Source organism: Nonomuraea sp. NBC_00507 (assembly GCF_036013525.1).
In the GTDB taxonomy this organism is placed as follows: domain Bacteria; phylum Actinomycetota; class Actinomycetes; order Streptosporangiales; family Streptosporangiaceae; genus Nonomuraea.
On the sequence record NZ_CP107853.1, the window covers coordinates 7,813,193 to 7,829,091 of the forward strand.

Sequence of the window (15,899 nt, forward strand, 5' to 3'; positions counted from 1 at the left end):
ACACCATCCTTTCTACTGTTTTGCGAACGGTAGCACAGCATGAGACTGTTGCATCGTGGACACTTTGGAGCTACTGGCGCATCCGGTGCGGCTGCGGATCGTGCATGCGATGCGCGGAGAGCGGGAACTCACCACCGGCCAGCTATGCGCACGGATCCCCGACACCTCGAAGGCCATGGTCTATCGGCACGTCGACCTGCTCGCGGCCGGCGGAATCCTGGAAGTGGCGGGCGAGAGGCGGGTGCGGGGCGCGGTGGAGCGCCGCTACCGGCTACGCCAAGACCGAGCCGTCCTCGACGCCGATGCACTCGCGGCCATGACACCCGACGACCACCGGCGCGCCTTCGCCACTTCGATGGCCGTCCTGGTCACTGAATTCAACGCCTACCTCGACCGCGAGGATGTCGACCCGGTGGCGGACCTCATCGGCTACCGGCAGCACGCCGTCTGGCTCACCCGCGGCGAGCTGGAAGAGATGATCAGCGAATTCCGTCGCGTGATCCTGCCCCTGTTGACCAACCAGCCAACGCCGGACCGCACACAGCACCTGCTCAGCCCGATCTTTTTCCCGGTCGAACAGCCACCCACCGACTCCGAGCCGGGCCCAAATCATCCTGACCCATGGACGTGATAACAGCTTATTACCATGTACGTGGACGATCATGGTGGCCCGGCCGCCGACGCCTTCCTGGCCACCCCGCGCACGGCCAACCCCAACACTCACCGCGCCTACGCCTCGGCCATCGACCGCGTCATCGCCCTACTCGGCCGTGACCGGCCGCTCGCCGAGGTGGCCGACGCCGAGATCGGCACCGCGCTCGCCGAGCTGTGGAGGGCGAGCGCGCCGGCGACCTGGAACCGCAGCCGCGCCGCCGTCACCTCCTGGCTTGCCTGGCGCCTCGCCAAGAAGCACTGGGTCGCGCCCTCGGTCCCGGCTGACGCCGAACGCCGCAAGGAGATCGCCGACGAGACCCGCGCGGTCGCCAAGGCCACGATCCACCGTGCGACGGATCGGAAACGTACGCCAGCACCTCTCCATCAACGAAGATCACGCGCTAGCAGTGAGCTGGGCAAACAGGATTAGCGTACGTTTTCGTTCCTCCACACTCCGAGGGCCGCATCCATGATCAGGTTCGGCTGCTGGAGTTGAAGAGACCTTCTGAGGGTTGCCGAGGAGAACGGCTGGCTGCCGTTCCCTCCGCGTGAGCCTTGCGGGGCGCTTGGGCCTGTGAGCCACGGCCGCGGCCGCGGGTGTACGCGGTCAAGTGTGGGTGAGACGGGTCCGCTGCACGTCGCGTCGCAGAACGCTCAGTGCTTCGGCGTCCCTCTTTCCATGAGCCCTGACTTCCCCTCGGCGCTGACGTCGGCTGATCTTGCGGCCCAGAGGGCCACGGCGATGTAGACCAGTTGCTCGGGCACCCGGAGCCACAGCGGGGTGGCTTGTTCGCCGGCGAAGGGGATGTCGGCGACGGCGGCGTAGATATTGGCCGGAAGCACGAGCACGAAGAAGATCGCGAGCGCGATCCCCGCTAGGCGGCGTGTCGGCGTCATGACCAGGCCGAGGGCGCCGAGCAGTTCCAGTAGGCCGGTCGCATAGACCACCAGGCTGGGGAACGGGACGAAGGGCGGCATGATCGCGACGAGGTCTGCGTGGTTCGGCATCGCTGAGACGCTGGCCGGGACGAAGTGCGCGCTTGCCGTGATCACGAGCATGATCGCCATGGCGTGTGCTGCGCTGGTCGACAGGGTGGAGAATCGTCGCACGCCGGCCGCCCCGAGTAGCCGGAAGATCACTACACCGGTCGGAATGATGATGAACGGGAACACTGGCCCTCCCTGGGGTGGTCGCACAATCCATGTGTCAGCGGGTGCCGACTCGGCCTGCGGATGCGGCGGGCGGCGGGGGGTAGTCGTCGAGGGTCATGGAGTTGTAGAGGCGCGCGCTCTTGGTGGTCAGGCGCAGGAGGGCGCGGCTGGGGCCCGCGGGCAGGGCGGAGAGCAGGCGGGCGCCCTGGGCCAGTCCCGAGACGCCGAGCCGGGATGTGGGGATGAGGGTCTTGGCCGCGCTCAGCGCGACGGCGCGGCTGCCGCGTACGTGCTCGGTCATGGCGTGTTCGTAGGCGGGGAAGGCGCGCTCGTGCTCGCCGCCTGCCCGCGCCAGTTCTCCGGCGAGGACGTAGGCGCCGACGACGGCCAGGCTGGTGCTGCCGCCGACGGCCGGGCCGGGGGAGTAGCCCGCGTCGCCGACGAGCGTCACCCTCCCTCGTGACCAGGTGTCCATGCGGAGCTGGCTGATCGAGTCGAAGTAGAACGCCGGGGTGCGGTCGAGCTCGCTCAGCCAGCGGTCCACGTCGGGGTGCATGCCGTCGAACGCACCACGCAGCAGCGCCTTTTGCCGGCGCACGTCGCGGTTGTGGTAGTCGATCTCGCGCTCGCTCCGGAACAGGAACAACGCCCGCGCGTCGCCGAGGTGCCGCGCGCCGTACATGCCGGCAGTGCGGCCCACGCCGACGTGCATGAAGAGCTCGCCGTCGAGGCCGGCACCGTTGGGCAGGGTCAGCACCCCGAAGTAGGCCCCGATGAAGGCGCTGAAGCGGGACTCCTCACCGAAGACGAGGCGGCGCACGTTGGAGTGCAGCCCGTCCGCGCCGACGACGAGGTCGAAACGGCGCGGCGCGGCGTTCTCGAACCGTACCTCGCCGTTGGGCGAGATCTCGGTGATCGAGTCGCCGAAGACGTACTCGACGTCGTGGCACGTGGCGTCGTAGTAGATCTCGCTCAGGTCGTCGCGCATGATCTCCAGGTGCCGGTCGGAGGTGGCGCTGAAGATCTTGGTGAGGTCCGCCCGGACCGGGCGGCGCGCGCCCTCCTGGTGAATGGTCATCCGGTCCGTGCCGGTGGCCCGCTCCTGGATGCGCGCGAGCACGCCCATCTTCTCCGAGATGTTCATCGCGGGCCGGAACAGGTCGACCGCGTGGCCACCGGTCTTGCGCAGAGTCGGCGCGCGCTCGACGACGGTGACGGACCAGCCGTGCCTGGTGAGCCAGTACGCCAGGACCGGACCGGCGATGCTGGCGCCGGAGATGAGAATCCGCATGCCACCCCTCCTTGCCGTTCAGTCCACGCGTACGGTCTGGATCGCGGTGAAGGCCAGCAGAGGGGTGGCCCGCGGCACGTCCTGGAGCATGGGCGTATGTCCGAGACCGGTCACCGCCACCCGGCCCGGATCGCCTCCGCCTCGGTCAGCACGTTGTGGCCGAGGACGCGGGCGGTCCCGCCGTCCGGCCGGGGTCAGCGTGGTCAGGATGCGCATCGTGGTGGTCGTGCCCGCCCCGTCGGGGCCGACGAACCCGAAAACCTGACCGCGCCGGACTGTGCGGTCGATCCCGCCCAGCACCCGGTTGTCTCCACAGGCCTTGATCGGGCCGCGCGCCTCGATCGCCGGATGACCTCCACCTAAGCTCTTCTTTGACATGCCGTAAGACTTAGCTATCTCTTACGTCTTGTCAAGGTTATGGCTGAATGTCTACCATTCTTGGAATGGCCAACCCGCACGACACCGCCACGCCGCCACGCCGCCGCCGGTCCGACGCCCGGCGCAGCATCGACGCCATCCTCAACGCGGCCCGCATCGTGCTCGGCGAGCGGCCCGATGCGACCATGGAGGACATCGCCGCCACGGCCGGCGTCACGCGCCAGACCGTCTACGCGCACTTCCCTTCACGCGACGCCCTCATCGCCGCCCTCGTCGAGGCCGCGGCCGCCGAATACGCCGCCCTGCTCGACGACGCAGACCTCGACACCGCCCCGCCCGCCGACGCGCTGGCCCAGTTCCTCAGCGCCGGCTGGCGATTCCTCGGCCGCTATCCCCTCCTGCTGAACGCCAGCGCCGCCCAGATCCCGCGGCCCCACAACGACCCCCACGACACCGCGCCTCCGCGGCTCGAACGACTCATCCAGCGAGGCCAGCACACGGGCGACTTCGACCCCTCACTCCCCGCAGCCTGGCTCGCCGCCGCCATACTCGGGCTCCAGCACACCGCCGCAGCACAAGTCGCAACCGGGCACCTCACCACCCACGAGGCAGAGGCGCTGTGCTTGGAAAGCACGCTGCGCCTCTGCGGCGGGCAGGCACGTCGCCGAGGACTGCCCTGAAGATCTTGGCCGGTGGGTCGGCTGCGATGACCGACGGGGCCCACGCGGTGATGGTGGCGGAGAGTCGAGGTGTTGCTGATGTGGTGAGGCCGGGGTCCGCCATCCGGAGCCGTGGCGCTCCATCGTGCGCTTGTTCGGCCGGGTCCCGCTCACCCGGCAGCATCATCGGCTGGGTGGCGACACGCGCCTCCACCACGGTGAAGACGACGAGGGCCCCTGCGGCTGTTCAGAATGCACGGAGTGGCCGCCGGCAACGGCATGCTGCCACTGTTCGGCGCGATTCCCATCGTGATGTGGTACTTCACGTCGCTCTTTCTGCAGAACGCCCTCGGCCACAGCGCCCTGCAGGCCGGGCTCGGGCAGACGCCCGCGGCAGTGACATTCCTGGTGATCGCACGGTGGGCCGCCCCACTGCTGCCACGACGGCCTGGCACCGGAAAGCGAACTCGATCCGGACCTGCTCCTGGCGGGACACGCGCAGGAGATCGGCACGGACGAGCACATCATGTACAAACCCCGCTGGAGCGCCTTCTTCCGCACCCGGTTGCTGGAACATCTCGCCGAACGCGCGGTGAGCACGGTGGTCGTCGCCGGCTGCAACTAGCCGAACTGCCCACGTTCGACGCTCGTCGACGCGACCGAGCGCGACCTGCGCACTGTCGCCGTGCGCGACGCGCTCTCCGGCTGGACCACCGACGCGGACCGCGAGATGACCGGTATGGGCATCGCCTGCCTGGACACGCGAGAGGTCATCGCCGGCCACCCTGTCGCGCGTGTGTTCCTCGGTCTGACCATCAAGATCGCGCCTTGTCCCGCAGGGGTATCACTCCGGGTCCTTACGCATCCGAACGGAAAGTCATGGTAGGCCGATCGGCTCAGCTCTGCTAACGGGATCTTTCGTTCCGATGCTTGTCATGCCCCGATCCCTGACGACCGGCGTCCCGGAAATTCTTCAAAGAAGTCCGGGAGGAGGTGTCGGATCGGGGCGGTGGTGTTCGTAGCAGGGGTGAGGCCCCCGCAAGGAGGCGGCGCCGAGATAAAGGAACCGCGATCATGAAGCTGACGACGGTGACTCACGTCACCATCGATGGAGTGATGCAGGGAAACGGCGGTGCGTCGGATGAGGACCGCAGGAACGGATTCGAGCGCGGCGGATGGGCCCCAGGGGCGGGTGATGACGAAACCAGGACGTTCATCACGCCGCGCTGGGAGGACACGACCGTTCTCCGCGGTGACCTCGCGGCGGCCATCAGTGAGCTGAAGGCCAAGCCCGGGGCTGAGCTGCAGGTGCACGGCAGTGGCATCCTGACCCGGTGGCTGCTGGAGAACGACCTGGTCGACGAGATGATGCTGATCGTGATCCCGGTGATCCTCGGCCAGGGCGCGAGACTGTTCCCGGAGACCGGTCCGGATCTTGCGCTCGACCTGGTCGAGTCGCGGGTCGACTCGAAGGGCGTGACGATCCAGGTCTACCGGCCGGCCGGGCGCGCGGTATGCAAGGGCCTGAAGTCCCTGACCACCGAACCACGCTGTCATGACACCACAGGAGATGATCTTCAGATGCGCTACCTGGTTTCCGTGATCGATGACAAGAGCAATCCCGGCAGCACGGACAGGCGGCCTGCCATCAGCGCGTTCAACGAACGACTGATCACCGAGGGCTACTGGGTTTTCGCGGGCGGACTCGCGGACACCGACGCGGCCACGGTCATCGACAACCGGGGCGAGCAGGCGGTGTTCAGCGACGGGCCTTTCGTGGAGTCGAAGGAGTACCTCGCCGGCGTCTGGGTGTGGGAGGCCCCCGATCTGGATGTGGCGCTCAAGCTCGCCGCCGAGGCGTCGAAGGTCTGCGATCGGAAGATCGAGGTGCGGCCGTTCCTGTGAGCGACGTCGAGGAGGCGATCACTCGGGCCCACCACGACGAGTGGGCGCGGGTGGTGGCCGCTCTGACCAGGCGTTTCGGTGACCTCGACATCGCCGAGGAGGCGGCTGCCGAGGCGTTCGCCACCGCCGTGGAGCGATGGCCGGCCGACGGCGTACCGCCCAATCCCGGTGCGTGGCTGACCACCACCGCCAATCGCAAGGCCATCGACCGGATCCGGCGCGAGAACAAACGCGACGACAAGCACAAGGAGGCTCAGATGCTGCACGACAACACCCCACGCGAGCCGCTGGGCACCATCGATGACGACCGGCTCCGGCTGATCTTCACCTGCTGTCATCCGGCGCTGGCGATGGAGAACCGCGTGGCGCTGACGCTGCGCATGGTCGCCGGTCTGACCGTGCCCGAGATCGCCCGTGCCTTCCTGGTGCAGGGGACCACCATGGAGCAGCGCATCACCCGCGCGAAGGCCAAGATCAAGGCGGCTCGCATCCCCTATCGGATGCCGTCCGCCGACGATCTGCCGGCACGCGTCTCCGGCGTCCTGGCCGTCCTGTTCCTCATCTTCAACGAGGGCTACCTGGCCAGCGGCCCCGACACCGATCCCGTACGACACGACCTGACCACCGAGGCGATCCGGCTCACCCGCCTGATCCGTGCCCTCATGCCGGCCGACGGTGAGGTGGCCGGGGTGCTGGGGCTGATGCTGCTCATCGAGGCCCGCCGCACCGCGCGGGTCTCGGCCGGCGGCGAACTGATCCCCCTGGCCGAGCAGGACCGCGGCGCCTGGGACGCGGAACTGATCGCCGAGGGGCATCGGCTGGTGCGTGAACGCCTGGCCGCTGCCGCGGCCGGGGTGGCTCCGGGTCGCTATCAGATTCTCGCGGCGATCAACGCGGTGCACACCTCCGCCCGTGACATCCGCGACACCGACTGGTCGCAGGTCCTCGCCCTCTACGACCAGCTCGTCCGCCTCGACCCCTCGCCGATCATCGCCCTCAACCGGGCCATCGCCGTGGCCGAGCTCGACGGGCCGGAGGTGGCACTGGCCATCGTTGACCGCCTCGCCGAGGCGTTGGCCGGCTATCACGCCTACCATGCCACCCGCGCCGACCTGCTGCGCCGGCTGGGCCAAAGTCAGCAGTCACGCGCGGCCTACGACCGGGCCATCGAGCTGGCCGGCAACACCGGCGAGACCGCCTACCTCACCCGCCGCCGCGACCAACTGCAGTAGCGCCCGCGCTTGAAGGGCGCACTTGATACAGCGATGAAAGGCGACGCGGAACGCTGCACTATTGACATGTTCAGACGCCAACCCTTCTCGCCGAGCAACGGCGCAGGATTCGGGGGAGCCGGGTTGCGGCGGCTGTAGAGACGCGGCCTGTTGTCGACCGGCCGCGACTCGCGCGGTGCTGCTCGGCGGGCTGTTGGCCGGAGCCGTCGGTGCCGGCTTTCTCCTCTGCTACGAAGCCATCGTTACCGCGACCTACGGACCGTTCCATGTCGGAGATTCCGGAAAGTCGCACGCCAACGCCAATGCAGATGCCGTCCCGGCCGGACAATTCCGGTTCGGCGTCGTCCTGTGTACCGCTCTCGGATCCGTCCTTGCGGTGGGTGTCGTGCGGCGAGCCGCCCGGCCGCAACAGACCTTCGTCGGGGTCGCACTCGCGCTGACCACGGTCTGGTTCGCGCTCCCGCTTGCTCCGAGCCACACGACTACATCGGCCAGCTCCTGCTCGCAGGTGGTCATGTACTGGCAGCGGCGATCGTCATACCGAGCCTGACGTGGGCGATCCGGAGAGCGCCGCGACATCTCCAGCTGTCGCACGCGGCTGAGAAGCGTGTGTAGGTGCCTCCACATCACTGTGGTCGGTTCGTTAACGACACACGCGCCGGAAGATCTCGGCGAAATTGTTGTGGGCGGTGTCGGATCGGGTCGGGGGTGTTCGTAGTGGGGGTGAGAGGCCGCCCAGGAGGGGCGCCCGACGGAACCGAGAAGGACGTTCCTCATGACTACCTTGACGGAGCCGGGCACAGCCACCACACGCCGCTCCAGCCGCCGGATGTGGGCGATCCTGGGGCTGGTGCTGCTTGCCGACGCTATCGACGTGATCGATGGGACAGTCACGAACATCGCGGCCCCTACCATCGCCCGCGAGCTCAACGGCGGTGAGAGTCTGATCAAGTGGTTGGGACCGGCGTACATGCTTGCCATGGGTGTCCTGCTCCTGATCGGCGGACGGCTGGGTGACAAGTTCGGCCAACGCAGGCTTTTCCTGATCGGCATGGGTGGGTTCACCCTGGCCTCGGCAGTCATCGGGTTCTCACCTGACCCGGCGCTGCTCATCGTCGCCCGGGTTGCTCAGGGAGCGTTCGGGGCTCTACTCATCCCGCAAGGCATGGCGATCATGACGAAAGCGTTCAGCCGCGACATGCTCGCCAAGGCGTTCGGGCTGTTCGGCCCGGTTCTCGGTATCTCCAGTGTCGGCGGCCCGGTCTTGGCCGGATTCATCATCAACGCCGACCTGTTCGGCCTGTCCTGGCGCCCGATCTTCCTCGCAAACGTCATCCTTGGCGTTATCGGGATAGTCATAGCCGTCAAGATCCTGCCGCGTGACGACGATGGCGACCGGTCCACCGTCGTCGACGGTTGGGGCTCCGGCCTGCTTGCGGTAGCCATGCTCGGGCTGCTGTACGGCCTGATCGAGGGCTCGACCAACGGCTGGAGCGCCGTCCCTGTCGTCTCGATCGCCGTCGGCGTCCTGTTCTTCGCTGCCTTCGCCTACCGTCAGCGCACCGCAACCCACCCGCTCATCGTGCCCTCGCTCTTGAAGAACCGAGGTTTCACCTCCGGAATGATCGTGGGCCTGGCCGTCTTCCCCGCCGGCACCGGCCTGTTCTTCGTGCTGTCGCTGTTCCTGCAGGAGGGGCTGCAGGCCAGCCCGCGGGACGCCTCGCTCGGCCTGGTGCCGCTCACCCTGGGGCTCATCGCCGCCGCGTTCGCCGCCATGGGTGGCCTGGTTGCCAAGCTCGGTCGCAGGCTCGTCTTCATCGGCCTGGCCGTCTCCCTCGTCGGTTGTGGTTGGGTCCTGGCCCTCGTCGATCACTCCGGGACGAACATCAGCCTCTGGGCACTGGCCCCGGCGTTGACCGTCATCGGCATCGGTACCGGCCTCTGCTTCGCCACGATCCCCACCGTTGCTCTCGGCGACGCGAGCCCTGAGGAAGCCGGCAGCGCCAGCGGCTCGCTCAGCTCGATCCAGCAACTCGCTTCAGCGATCGGCTCGGCCGCGGTCACGTCGATCTTCTTCCAAGCCGCTACCTCCGGACTGGCCCATGCGATGAAAGTCACTCTTATCGTCGTTCTGGCCGTCACCGCCCTCAGCCTCCCGATCGTCGCCCTGATGCCCCGCAAGGCACCATCAGAACCCCACCAGTGAGCAACTGGCCAAACGTGGCGAGGATGGCCACCACCGTCAACCGCAAAGCGATCGACCGGATCCCCATCGAAACCCCGCGCGCAGCGGCAGGTGTTCGGGGAGCAGCGCGATGACCTGTGGCTGTGGGTCGAGACCGGCGAGCGCTGGCAGGCCCAGGTACCTGAACGCGGCCACGGCCGCGAGGTCGACCAGTACGTGGCCGCGGTGGAGGTGTTCTCGGCGAGCAACACGGTCATCCTGGCGCTGGCCGATGAGCTGGCCGCGGGATCGATCGAGAAGACGCTGGCCAAGTCGGACCTGGGGTCCTTACTGGTGGAGTCGCCTCTTCAACTATCGCCAGTTCTCGATGTCGAGGGGCGCGGTAGTGACTTTCCGTGATTCCTGCGGTTATCTTGGGAGACTCTTCGTAGTCAGGCATGTCAGGTGCTCTGCGCCCTTCCTGGCCCCGGGCGCGGGCGCGATCCGGTTCGGACAGATCGGACCTGGACCGGCAACCCCGAGGAATGCACCCGCATGACAACCAGTGCTCAGCAGCTAATCGAAACGGCACGTCTCGCACCGCTGGCCGGCCCGTTCGACTGGGAACAGGTCGAGCACCGGCTCGGGGCGCCCGTGCCGCAGGACTACCGCAAGCTTCTCGACGCAGGGGGTGGCGGACTCTGGCTGGACTACTTGAGGCTCTACGTTCCGGCGCCCGGCCCCAGTCTCAAGCACGTCGATCTCGAGCGGTCGGGGCTGGAGTTCGAACAGCTCCAGGACCTGTTCGAGGACGAGGTCGTGGGACCGCCCGACGATCTCGACCCTGATTCCAGGCTGCTGCCCTGGGCCTCGACCGGCACGGGGGTCACGCTCTATTGGCAGGTCTCACCCGAGGCGGCGGCCGATTCGTACCCGATCCGGGTCTCGGACCGGAACGGCGACGTGTGGGAGAGGTACGACCTGCTCACCACCGACCTTCTCCTGGGAATCGTCCAGGGCGAGGTGCACAGTGAGCTGCTCAACGAGTCGTGGATGGAACGCGACGTGCTCTTCAAGCCCTACGCCGACGAGTAGTGCGGTTCGGGCCCTGCTCTGAACACTGCGGCAGCTTGCAACCCCACGCCTTTCGACCATCCACCTGCGCGCCGAACGCGAGCAGCCTGCTTGCCTGACGTGCCTGAATGTCCTTCAAGCGGCTGACCAGCCAGAACGCTTGACCACCCCAGATAACCATCGCAGCAGGTCACTCTCGAACAGCAGGTGCGCGTGGAAGGGTGGAGTGGGAGATCTACTGCGTGACCTTGCTGCGCGGGCTCGACCCGGCCGACGTGCTGCGCCGGTTCGGCGCCCGCACGAGCACGGAGATGAGCTTCGCCGAGCTGGATCTGGCGGTCTCCGATTTCACGATGGTGACCGGTGGCGGTGAGGGAGGTGGCCACGTCGGAGTGGTCGCGACCGGCGATGGGTGCGCGGCGGTGGAGCCGTGCGGCTGGTCGGGGTCCGACGATCTGACGTTGGCGCGGCTGTCGGCCGGCACTGACGTGGTGTCCGTCTTACGGCATGACTACGCCTGCGACTACTTCCACTACGCCGCCGACGGCATCGTGGTCACGGCTTTCGACCCGACTTCTCCCGAGCATCGCTCCGGTGCCGACACGGACCGGCTCGCCGGCCTCATGCGCGAGTTCGGCCTGCCTCTGGAGGAGGGTTCGGACGAGGAGTGGGACCAGCGGTACGACGACCTGTCCGAGCACGGCCTCGCGCGGATGTTCGCGATGGCGGCCCGCCTCACCGGCGTGACGTTCGCCGCCGACCTGCTGAGCGGGCCACTGCTGGTGGGCGCGATCGCCGACCTGCCGCGGGAAGACCTTCAGCGCGAGACACCTTGATACGGCGACCGGCGCGCCTTCCGGGGTCAATTACTTACTGGTGAGCTCTCCTCTTCAACTGTCGTGAGTTGTAGGTGGGACGAGACCGAGAAGAGGAACCGCGCAGGATCGAACGGTAAACCAGGGGGCTCTGATGCCTCATGGTGCCCCCTCGGCGGGCGAACGTCAGGCCGTTGAGTTCTCCACGGTGACTGCGCCGCTGCTTGGCTTGGGCCAGCTCGATGATCTGCGTCATGGATAGGCTTTTGCGGAAATTGTGGCCCATGCGTTCCTCGTGGGACGAGACGACTGGCTGACTGACCTCGCGACGTCACCCGTGGTCGTCTTCAACGGGTCGAGGAGTGACGCCCTCTGAGCTCAGGATGGTGGCGAGGTGGTGGATGCCTTCCTCGATGTGATGGGGCGTGAGCCTGCTGTAGCCCATCACGAGGGCCGGGTGTTGGCCTGGCGCAGGACTGGACCGGTAGCGGTCCAGGGGCTGTATGAGGATGCCGTGCCGGGCGGCGGTGGCGGCGAGGTGGGTTGCGTCCATGCCGTCGGGCAGCCTGACCAGGACATGTAGACCCGCGGAGATGCCTGTCGCACGGTAGGCGGGCAGCTGTTGGCGCAGGGCCGCGATGAGCGCGTCGCGTCGCTGGCGGTAGCTGCGACGGGTGCGCCGCAGGTGTCGGTCGAGGTCGCCGCGCTGGATGAACTCGGCGACGGTGGCCTGGATGATCGAGGGGGTGAACCGGTCACTGCGCGCGCGGGCGGCGACCACCTCGTCGCGTAGTGCCGGGGGGACGACCAGCCAGCCGAGCCGCAGCCCGGGGGCCAGGCTCTTGGACAGGCTACCGGCGTGGACGACGTGATCGGGCGCGACCCCTTGGAGGGCGCCGACGGGTTGGCGGTCGTAGCGGTATTCGGCGTCGTAGTCGTCTTCGATGATGTACGCGCCGCTGGTGCGGGCCCAGTCGAGCAGGTCGATCCGTCGGCTGGCCGAGAGCACCACACCGGTGGGGTACTGGTGGGCGGGTGTGACGAGCACTGCGCCCGCCCTGGACGCGGTCAATCGGTCCACGCGCAGCCCCTCGTCGTCGACCTCGATGGGGTGGCAGCTGGAGCCGGACCATTCGATCTGCTCTCGCCAGTTGGGGTGGCCGGGGTTCTCAACGGCGATGCCCCGCTCGGCGAGCACCCGGGCCAGCAGGCTCAACCCGTGCGAGAAGCCGTTGCACACCACGATGTCGTCCGGTTCGCAGGACACGCCGCGGACCCTGCCCAGGTAGTCGGCCAGCGTCTCGCGTAGCGGCGGGAGACCGGCCGGGTCGCTGTAGCCGAGTGACTGGTCGGGTAGGGCCCGCATCGTCGTACGGGTCGCGCGGGCCCAGGCCGCGTGCGGGAACAGGCCGACGTCCGGGGCTCCGGGCCGGAAGTCATAACGGACGGCGGCGGGCGGCGGGCGGTGGCGCTGTGGCCCGTCGGGCGTGGTGATCGCGTTGACGACGGTGCCCCAGCCCTGTCGGGAGGTCAGGTAGCCCTCGGCCGTGAGCTGGTGATAGGCGGCGATGACGACACCGCGGGTGATCTGGAGGTCCGCGGCGAGCGCCCGGGACGACGGCAGCCGAACGCCGGGGCGCAACCGGCCCGCCCTGATGGCATCCCGCAGGCTCCGCTCCAGCTGGGCGCGCAGGCCACGGGGACGGGAGCGGTCGATCTCCACGAACAACTCAGGCGAACTGGTACTCATAACTCGTCCAGTATTGGATCTCTTATCAGCGCCACTCTATTCCTACCGTTGGAGTCACGGCACGGCAGTGATGCCGCACCGGCCGAAGTCGCGAAGGGACAGCCATGACGCTCGTGAATCAGCCACTGCCCACCGCGCCCCGACTGGACGAATTGGTGGCCGGAATCCGCATTGCGCTGAACCGCCGCGGCGACTGGCAGCGCACAGCCCAACGCGCCGCGAGCGCGCTGCGGCGCTACCTGCCCTCGCCCGAGGTGCTGACCGGGGTCCATCCTGGCGAGCAGGAGGACCTACGCAGCCAGCTGCTGCACGTCGAGCCGGACGGGGCCTTCTCGATCCAGGCCATCGTGTGGCCGGCGGGCCGCATCACGCGGATCCACGACCACGTGTCCTGGTGCGTATTCGGCATCATCCAGGGCGTGCTGGACGAAGAACTGTTCACGCTCGACAGCAGCGGTGAGTTGCTCGTTCCGGTGGGGCGCGCCACGAACGCGACCGGCGCGGTCAACGGCTTCGCCCCGCCCGGCGACATCCACCGGGTCGCGAACCCCGGCGATCACACCGCCGTCACGATCCACGTGTACGGCACCGACCTGTCCCGCATCGGCTCCAGCGCGCTGCGCTACTACGACCTTCCCGTCGGGCCATGAACGAACTCCACGCCCAGCAGCAGGGCGGCTGCACCACGGCGGCCAGCCAGAGGACTACCACTCGCAAGCAGATCACAGGAGGCGACGAATGAACGACACCGAGCCGCAGACCGCAGGCGGGAAGGTGCTTTTCCACTTCGCGATGTCACTGGACGGGTTCGTGGCGGGACCCGGCCATGCGATGGACTGGATGACCGGAACGCGAGGACGCCACGCCCGCCGACGACGTCACGTTCCTGAACTGCGACCCAGCCGACGCCGTGCGGATCGGACTGAAGGCGGCCGACGGCAAGAACCTCGAAGTGCTCTCGCCGACCATCGGGCGCCAGCTTCTCGACCTGGGGCTGATCGACGAGATCGACCTCCACATCATGCCGGTCATTCTCGGCCAGGGCATCCGGCTCTACGACAACCCCGGCAGCGAGCCGATCAACCTGCACCACATCGGCCAAAACGACCCCACCGCGACCATCAACGTGCGGTACCGACCCACCACAACGGCGAAGATCCCCACCCGGACCGGAGCCGGGCAACTGAGCGATAGCAGTTGACGTCGGGCCGTCTCGCACCGCAACGAAAACCAGCCCGCCGAGCACGCCGGCTGGCCAGGTCAAGGTCGTGGACGTTGAGGCGAGGACCATCTCGGCGAGTGAGCCTCACCCAAGCAGAGCGTCCTCCCCGATCGGCGTGCACCTCCCTCAAACGGTGGGTGACCCTTACTCGAGCGGCAGGGCGTGCCGTCCGGCAACCTGACGGATCTCCTCCAGCGGGTACGGCGTCTTCCTGCTCTCACTCTGCAGATCGTGGTAGAAGTCGTTCAGCACGGTGGCCAGCGGGCTGTGCCGCGACAGCAGGGCCGCGACCCCGCCGGGCACGACGGCTGGCCGCTCTCCCGTCGCCCATCCCCGCACCAGTTCGCGACGCCCCTGCCAGTCAGCGCCGTGGAAGGCGCCGGCCAGCCAGTTCACCAGGAACGTCAGCGTGTAGGTGCGGTCAAAGGTGAGGTGCCGGCGATAAAAGACCTGTTCCTCCTCTGACAGGTCGAACCGGGTCGACACGGCCTGCCCGAAATCGGTCAGGTAGAAGCGGCGCCCGTCGGTGAGGACATTCTCGAAATGCGCGTCGAAGTGCAGGAGGCCGCCCGCGTTCATGAAGGACACGACCTCACGCAGCCCCTTGTCCGCCAGGGCGCAGGCGCGGTCGGCGTCGCCCGCGCGCACCCGCTCGCCCAGCCACTGGTGCAGGTTGTATGGAAAGTACTCCAGGAAGAGCGTCAGGCTGGCCGGAGCCCCTGCCAGCGCCTCGAGGCGGCGGCGCACGCCGGGCGCGCCCTCCCAGAAAGTGACCGCCCGATCGATGTCGGCCAGCTCTCCGTACAGGGGGGCGGGCTCGGCGTTGGGCAGCACCCGCCAGTGATACAGCAGCGGGAAGCCGGGGAACCGGCCGGTCAGCACCCACTCGGTGGTCATCGTGTGCGCGGCCAGCTCGCGCCAGGCGCCGAAGCCGGGCGAGCCGATGCCGTACTGGCAGAAAGGCGGCAGCCCGAACAGGTTGGCCGTCGAGTGCGGGTGGCGCAGTTCGGGCTCGGTGAGGGGCACGCGTTTGACGAAGACCGAGGTGCCGCTGACCTCGAGCCGCGCGGACGTCCCGCCGATGCCGGTGCCGAGGTGCACGGCCTCGCGCTCCAGTAACTCGGCCAGTTGCCGGTCGTCGTAGCGGGCCATGGCCGTGGAAACGTCACGGTGGGTGGTCAGCCGCATGTCCATCATCGTGATCACTTTACTGACCGATAACGTCCACCCTTGCCTGGCGGCCACCCTGCCGCACTGCTTGCCGATGTGCTGCGGAAAGCGGTGGCGATGGTGATCACGCGGCGACTACAGTGCCTCGGTGCGAGCGGTGATGTTGGGCGGCGCTCCTGGCGTCGGCAAGACGACTGTGGCCAGGAGACTCCTGGACCTGGTACAGGCCGGGCAGCAACTGGTCCAGTGGCTCGACGTCGACAGCCTGTGGCAGCACCAGCCCTGGCGCGTCGATGAGCGGATGACGACCATGGTGCGGGCGAATCTGCGTGCCGTGGCCGAGCATGCTACAACGGCCGAAGTTGACATTCTCTTGATCACCTGAGTGTTCCAGTCCACAGAGATGCACCGACTGGTCGCCGGACTGCTTCCA

At 67.9% G+C, this 15,899-nt stretch carries 19 protein-coding genes; 14 read left to right on the forward strand and 5 right to left on the reverse strand.

Annotation, left to right across the window (positions count from 1 at the left end; all coding sequences use genetic code 11):
* Positions 1-85: 85 nt before the first annotated feature.
* Together OHA25_RS37585 and OHA25_RS37590 are read left to right on the forward strand one after the other, a co-directional pair.
* A complete protein-coding gene (locus OHA25_RS37585; protein WP_327581668.1) occupies positions 86-631 on the forward strand; it encodes a helix-turn-helix domain-containing protein in 546 nt (181 codons plus the stop codon).
* A gap of 15 nt (positions 632-646) precedes the next feature.
* Positions 647-1,084, forward strand: a complete 438-nt coding sequence (locus OHA25_RS37590) for a hypothetical protein (protein WP_327581669.1) — start codon at positions 647-649, stop codon at positions 1,082-1,084.
* A gap of 224 nt (positions 1,085-1,308) precedes the next feature.
* On the opposite strand, the gene OHA25_RS37595 is transcribed toward OHA25_RS37590, so the two are convergent.
* Genes OHA25_RS37595 through OHA25_RS37605 form a run of 3 tightly spaced genes read right to left on the reverse strand, consistent with a single transcriptional unit; the run spans position 1,309 to position 3,475 of the window.
* Positions 1,309-1,827, reverse strand: a complete 519-nt coding sequence (locus OHA25_RS37595) for a DoxX family protein (protein WP_327581670.1) — start codon at positions 1,825-1,827, stop codon at positions 1,309-1,311.
* A 34-nt stretch (positions 1,828-1,861) separates the two neighbouring features.
* Positions 1,862-3,097, reverse strand: coding sequence for an FAD-dependent monooxygenase (locus OHA25_RS37600; protein ID WP_327581671.1), 1,236 nt, complete (start codon positions 3,095-3,097; stop codon positions 1,862-1,864).
* A gap of 18 nt (positions 3,098-3,115) precedes the next feature.
* Positions 3,116-3,475, reverse strand: coding sequence for a hypothetical protein (locus OHA25_RS37605; protein ID WP_327581672.1), 360 nt, complete (start codon positions 3,473-3,475; stop codon positions 3,116-3,118).
* 47 nt (positions 3,476-3,522) lie between these two features.
* Here OHA25_RS37605 and OHA25_RS37610 point away from each other — a divergent pair, with 47 nt between their 5' ends.
* The 9 genes from OHA25_RS37610 (at position 3,523) to OHA25_RS37650 (ending at position 11,345) form a co-directional block, all read left to right on the forward strand.
* On the forward strand, positions 3,523-4,155 hold the full coding sequence (locus tag OHA25_RS37610; RefSeq protein ID WP_327581673.1) for a TetR/AcrR family transcriptional regulator: 633 nt from the start codon (positions 3,523-3,525) through the stop codon (positions 4,153-4,155).
* A 484-nt stretch (positions 4,156-4,639) separates the two neighbouring features.
* Complete coding sequence (locus OHA25_RS37615; protein WP_327591094.1) at positions 4,640-4,759, forward strand: isochorismatase family protein; 120 nt, start codon at positions 4,640-4,642, stop codon at positions 4,757-4,759.
* 60 nt (positions 4,760-4,819) lie between these two features.
* Entirely contained in the window at positions 4,820-5,020 is a 201-nt protein-coding gene (locus OHA25_RS37620; RefSeq protein ID WP_327581674.1) for a hypothetical protein, read from the forward strand.
* Between the two features lie 188 nt (positions 5,021-5,208).
* Complete coding sequence (locus tag OHA25_RS37625) at positions 5,209-6,039, forward strand: dihydrofolate reductase family protein (RefSeq protein ID WP_327581675.1); 831 nt, start codon at positions 5,209-5,211, stop codon at positions 6,037-6,039.
* A complete protein-coding gene (locus OHA25_RS37630) occupies positions 6,036-7,271 on the forward strand; it encodes an RNA polymerase sigma factor (protein WP_327581676.1) in 1,236 nt (411 codons plus the stop codon). The genes OHA25_RS37625 and OHA25_RS37630 overlap by 4 nt, the downstream gene beginning before the upstream one ends.
* Positions 7,272-8,100: 829 nt before the next feature.
* Positions 8,101-9,477 (forward strand): MFS transporter, encoded by a 1,377-nt coding sequence (locus OHA25_RS37635; RefSeq protein ID WP_327581677.1) that lies wholly within the window; start codon positions 8,101-8,103, stop codon positions 9,475-9,477.
* A gap of 90 nt (positions 9,478-9,567) precedes the next feature.
* Positions 9,568-9,855 carry a hypothetical protein gene (locus OHA25_RS37640; RefSeq protein WP_327581678.1) on the forward strand — a complete coding sequence of 96 codons (288 nt, stop codon included), beginning with the start codon at positions 9,568-9,570 and terminating at the stop codon, positions 9,853-9,855.
* 135 nt (positions 9,856-9,990) lie between these two features.
* Positions 9,991-10,530 carry a hypothetical protein gene (locus OHA25_RS37645; RefSeq protein ID WP_327581679.1) on the forward strand — a complete coding sequence of 180 codons (540 nt, stop codon included), beginning with the start codon at positions 9,991-9,993 and terminating at the stop codon, positions 10,528-10,530.
* A 200-nt stretch (positions 10,531-10,730) separates the two neighbouring features.
* Positions 10,731-11,345, forward strand: a complete 615-nt coding sequence (locus OHA25_RS37650; protein WP_327581680.1) for a DUF6461 domain-containing protein — start codon at positions 10,731-10,733, stop codon at positions 11,343-11,345.
* A 310-nt stretch (positions 11,346-11,655) separates the two neighbouring features.
* Here the strand turns inward: OHA25_RS37650 and pdxR are convergent, their stop codons facing one another.
* Positions 11,656-13,074 (reverse strand): MocR-like pyridoxine biosynthesis transcription factor PdxR, encoded by a 1,419-nt coding sequence (gene pdxR / locus OHA25_RS37655; RefSeq protein WP_327581681.1) that lies wholly within the window; start codon positions 13,072-13,074, stop codon positions 11,656-11,658.
* A 104-nt stretch (positions 13,075-13,178) separates the two neighbouring features.
* Here pdxR and OHA25_RS37660 point away from each other — a divergent pair, with 104 nt between their 5' ends.
* Positions 13,179-13,724 (forward strand): cysteine dioxygenase family protein, encoded by a 546-nt coding sequence (locus OHA25_RS37660; RefSeq protein WP_327581682.1) that lies wholly within the window; start codon positions 13,179-13,181, stop codon positions 13,722-13,724.
* Positions 13,725-13,960: 236 nt separating this feature from the next.
* Entirely contained in the window at positions 13,961-14,275 is a 315-nt protein-coding gene (locus OHA25_RS37665; protein ID WP_442942222.1) for a dihydrofolate reductase family protein, read from the forward strand.
* Between the two features lie 165 nt (positions 14,276-14,440).
* On the opposite strand, the gene OHA25_RS37670 is transcribed toward OHA25_RS37665, so the two are convergent.
* The gene (locus tag OHA25_RS37670) at positions 14,441-15,493 is read right to left on the reverse strand and encodes a protein kinase family protein (protein WP_327581684.1); all 1,053 of its coding nucleotides are present in this window, start codon (positions 15,491-15,493) and stop codon (positions 14,441-14,443) included.
* 121 nt (positions 15,494-15,614) lie between these two features.
* Here OHA25_RS37670 and OHA25_RS37675 point away from each other — a divergent pair, with 121 nt between their 5' ends.
* Positions 15,615-15,851 (forward strand): AAA family ATPase, encoded by a 237-nt coding sequence (locus tag OHA25_RS37675; protein WP_327581685.1) that lies wholly within the window; start codon positions 15,615-15,617, stop codon positions 15,849-15,851.
* Positions 15,852-15,899: the final 48 nt, after the last annotated feature.

Coding starts and splice junctions, on each gene's coding strand:
- pdxR (WP_327581681.1), bottom strand. CDS start 13,074: ATGAGTACCAGTTCGCCTGAGTTGTTCGTGGAGATCGACCGCTCCCGT.
- OHA25_RS37600 (WP_327581671.1), bottom strand. CDS start 3,097: ATGCGGATTCTCATCTCCGGCGCCAGCATCGCCGGTCCGGTCCTGGCG.
- OHA25_RS37625 (WP_327581675.1), top strand. CDS start 5,209: ATGAAGCTGACGACGGTGACTCACGTCACCATCGATGGAGTGATGCAG.
- OHA25_RS37610 (WP_327581673.1), top strand. CDS start 3,523: ATGTCTACCATTCTTGGAATGGCCAACCCGCACGACACCGCCACGCCG.
- OHA25_RS37635 (WP_327581677.1), top strand. CDS start 8,101: ATGTGGGCGATCCTGGGGCTGGTGCTGCTTGCCGACGCTATCGACGTG.
- OHA25_RS37670 (WP_327581684.1), bottom strand. CDS start 15,493: ATGATGGACATGCGGCTGACCACCCACCGTGACGTTTCCACGGCCATG.
- OHA25_RS37590 (WP_327581669.1), top strand. CDS start 647: ATGTACGTGGACGATCATGGTGGCCCGGCCGCCGACGCCTTCCTGGCC.
- OHA25_RS37645 (WP_327581679.1), top strand. CDS start 9,991: ATGACAACCAGTGCTCAGCAGCTAATCGAAACGGCACGTCTCGCACCG.
- OHA25_RS37660 (WP_327581682.1), top strand. CDS start 13,179: ATGACGCTCGTGAATCAGCCACTGCCCACCGCGCCCCGACTGGACGAA.
- OHA25_RS37605 (WP_327581672.1), bottom strand. CDS start 3,475: ATGTCAAAGAAGAGCTTAGGTGGAGGTCATCCGGCGATCGAGGCGCGC.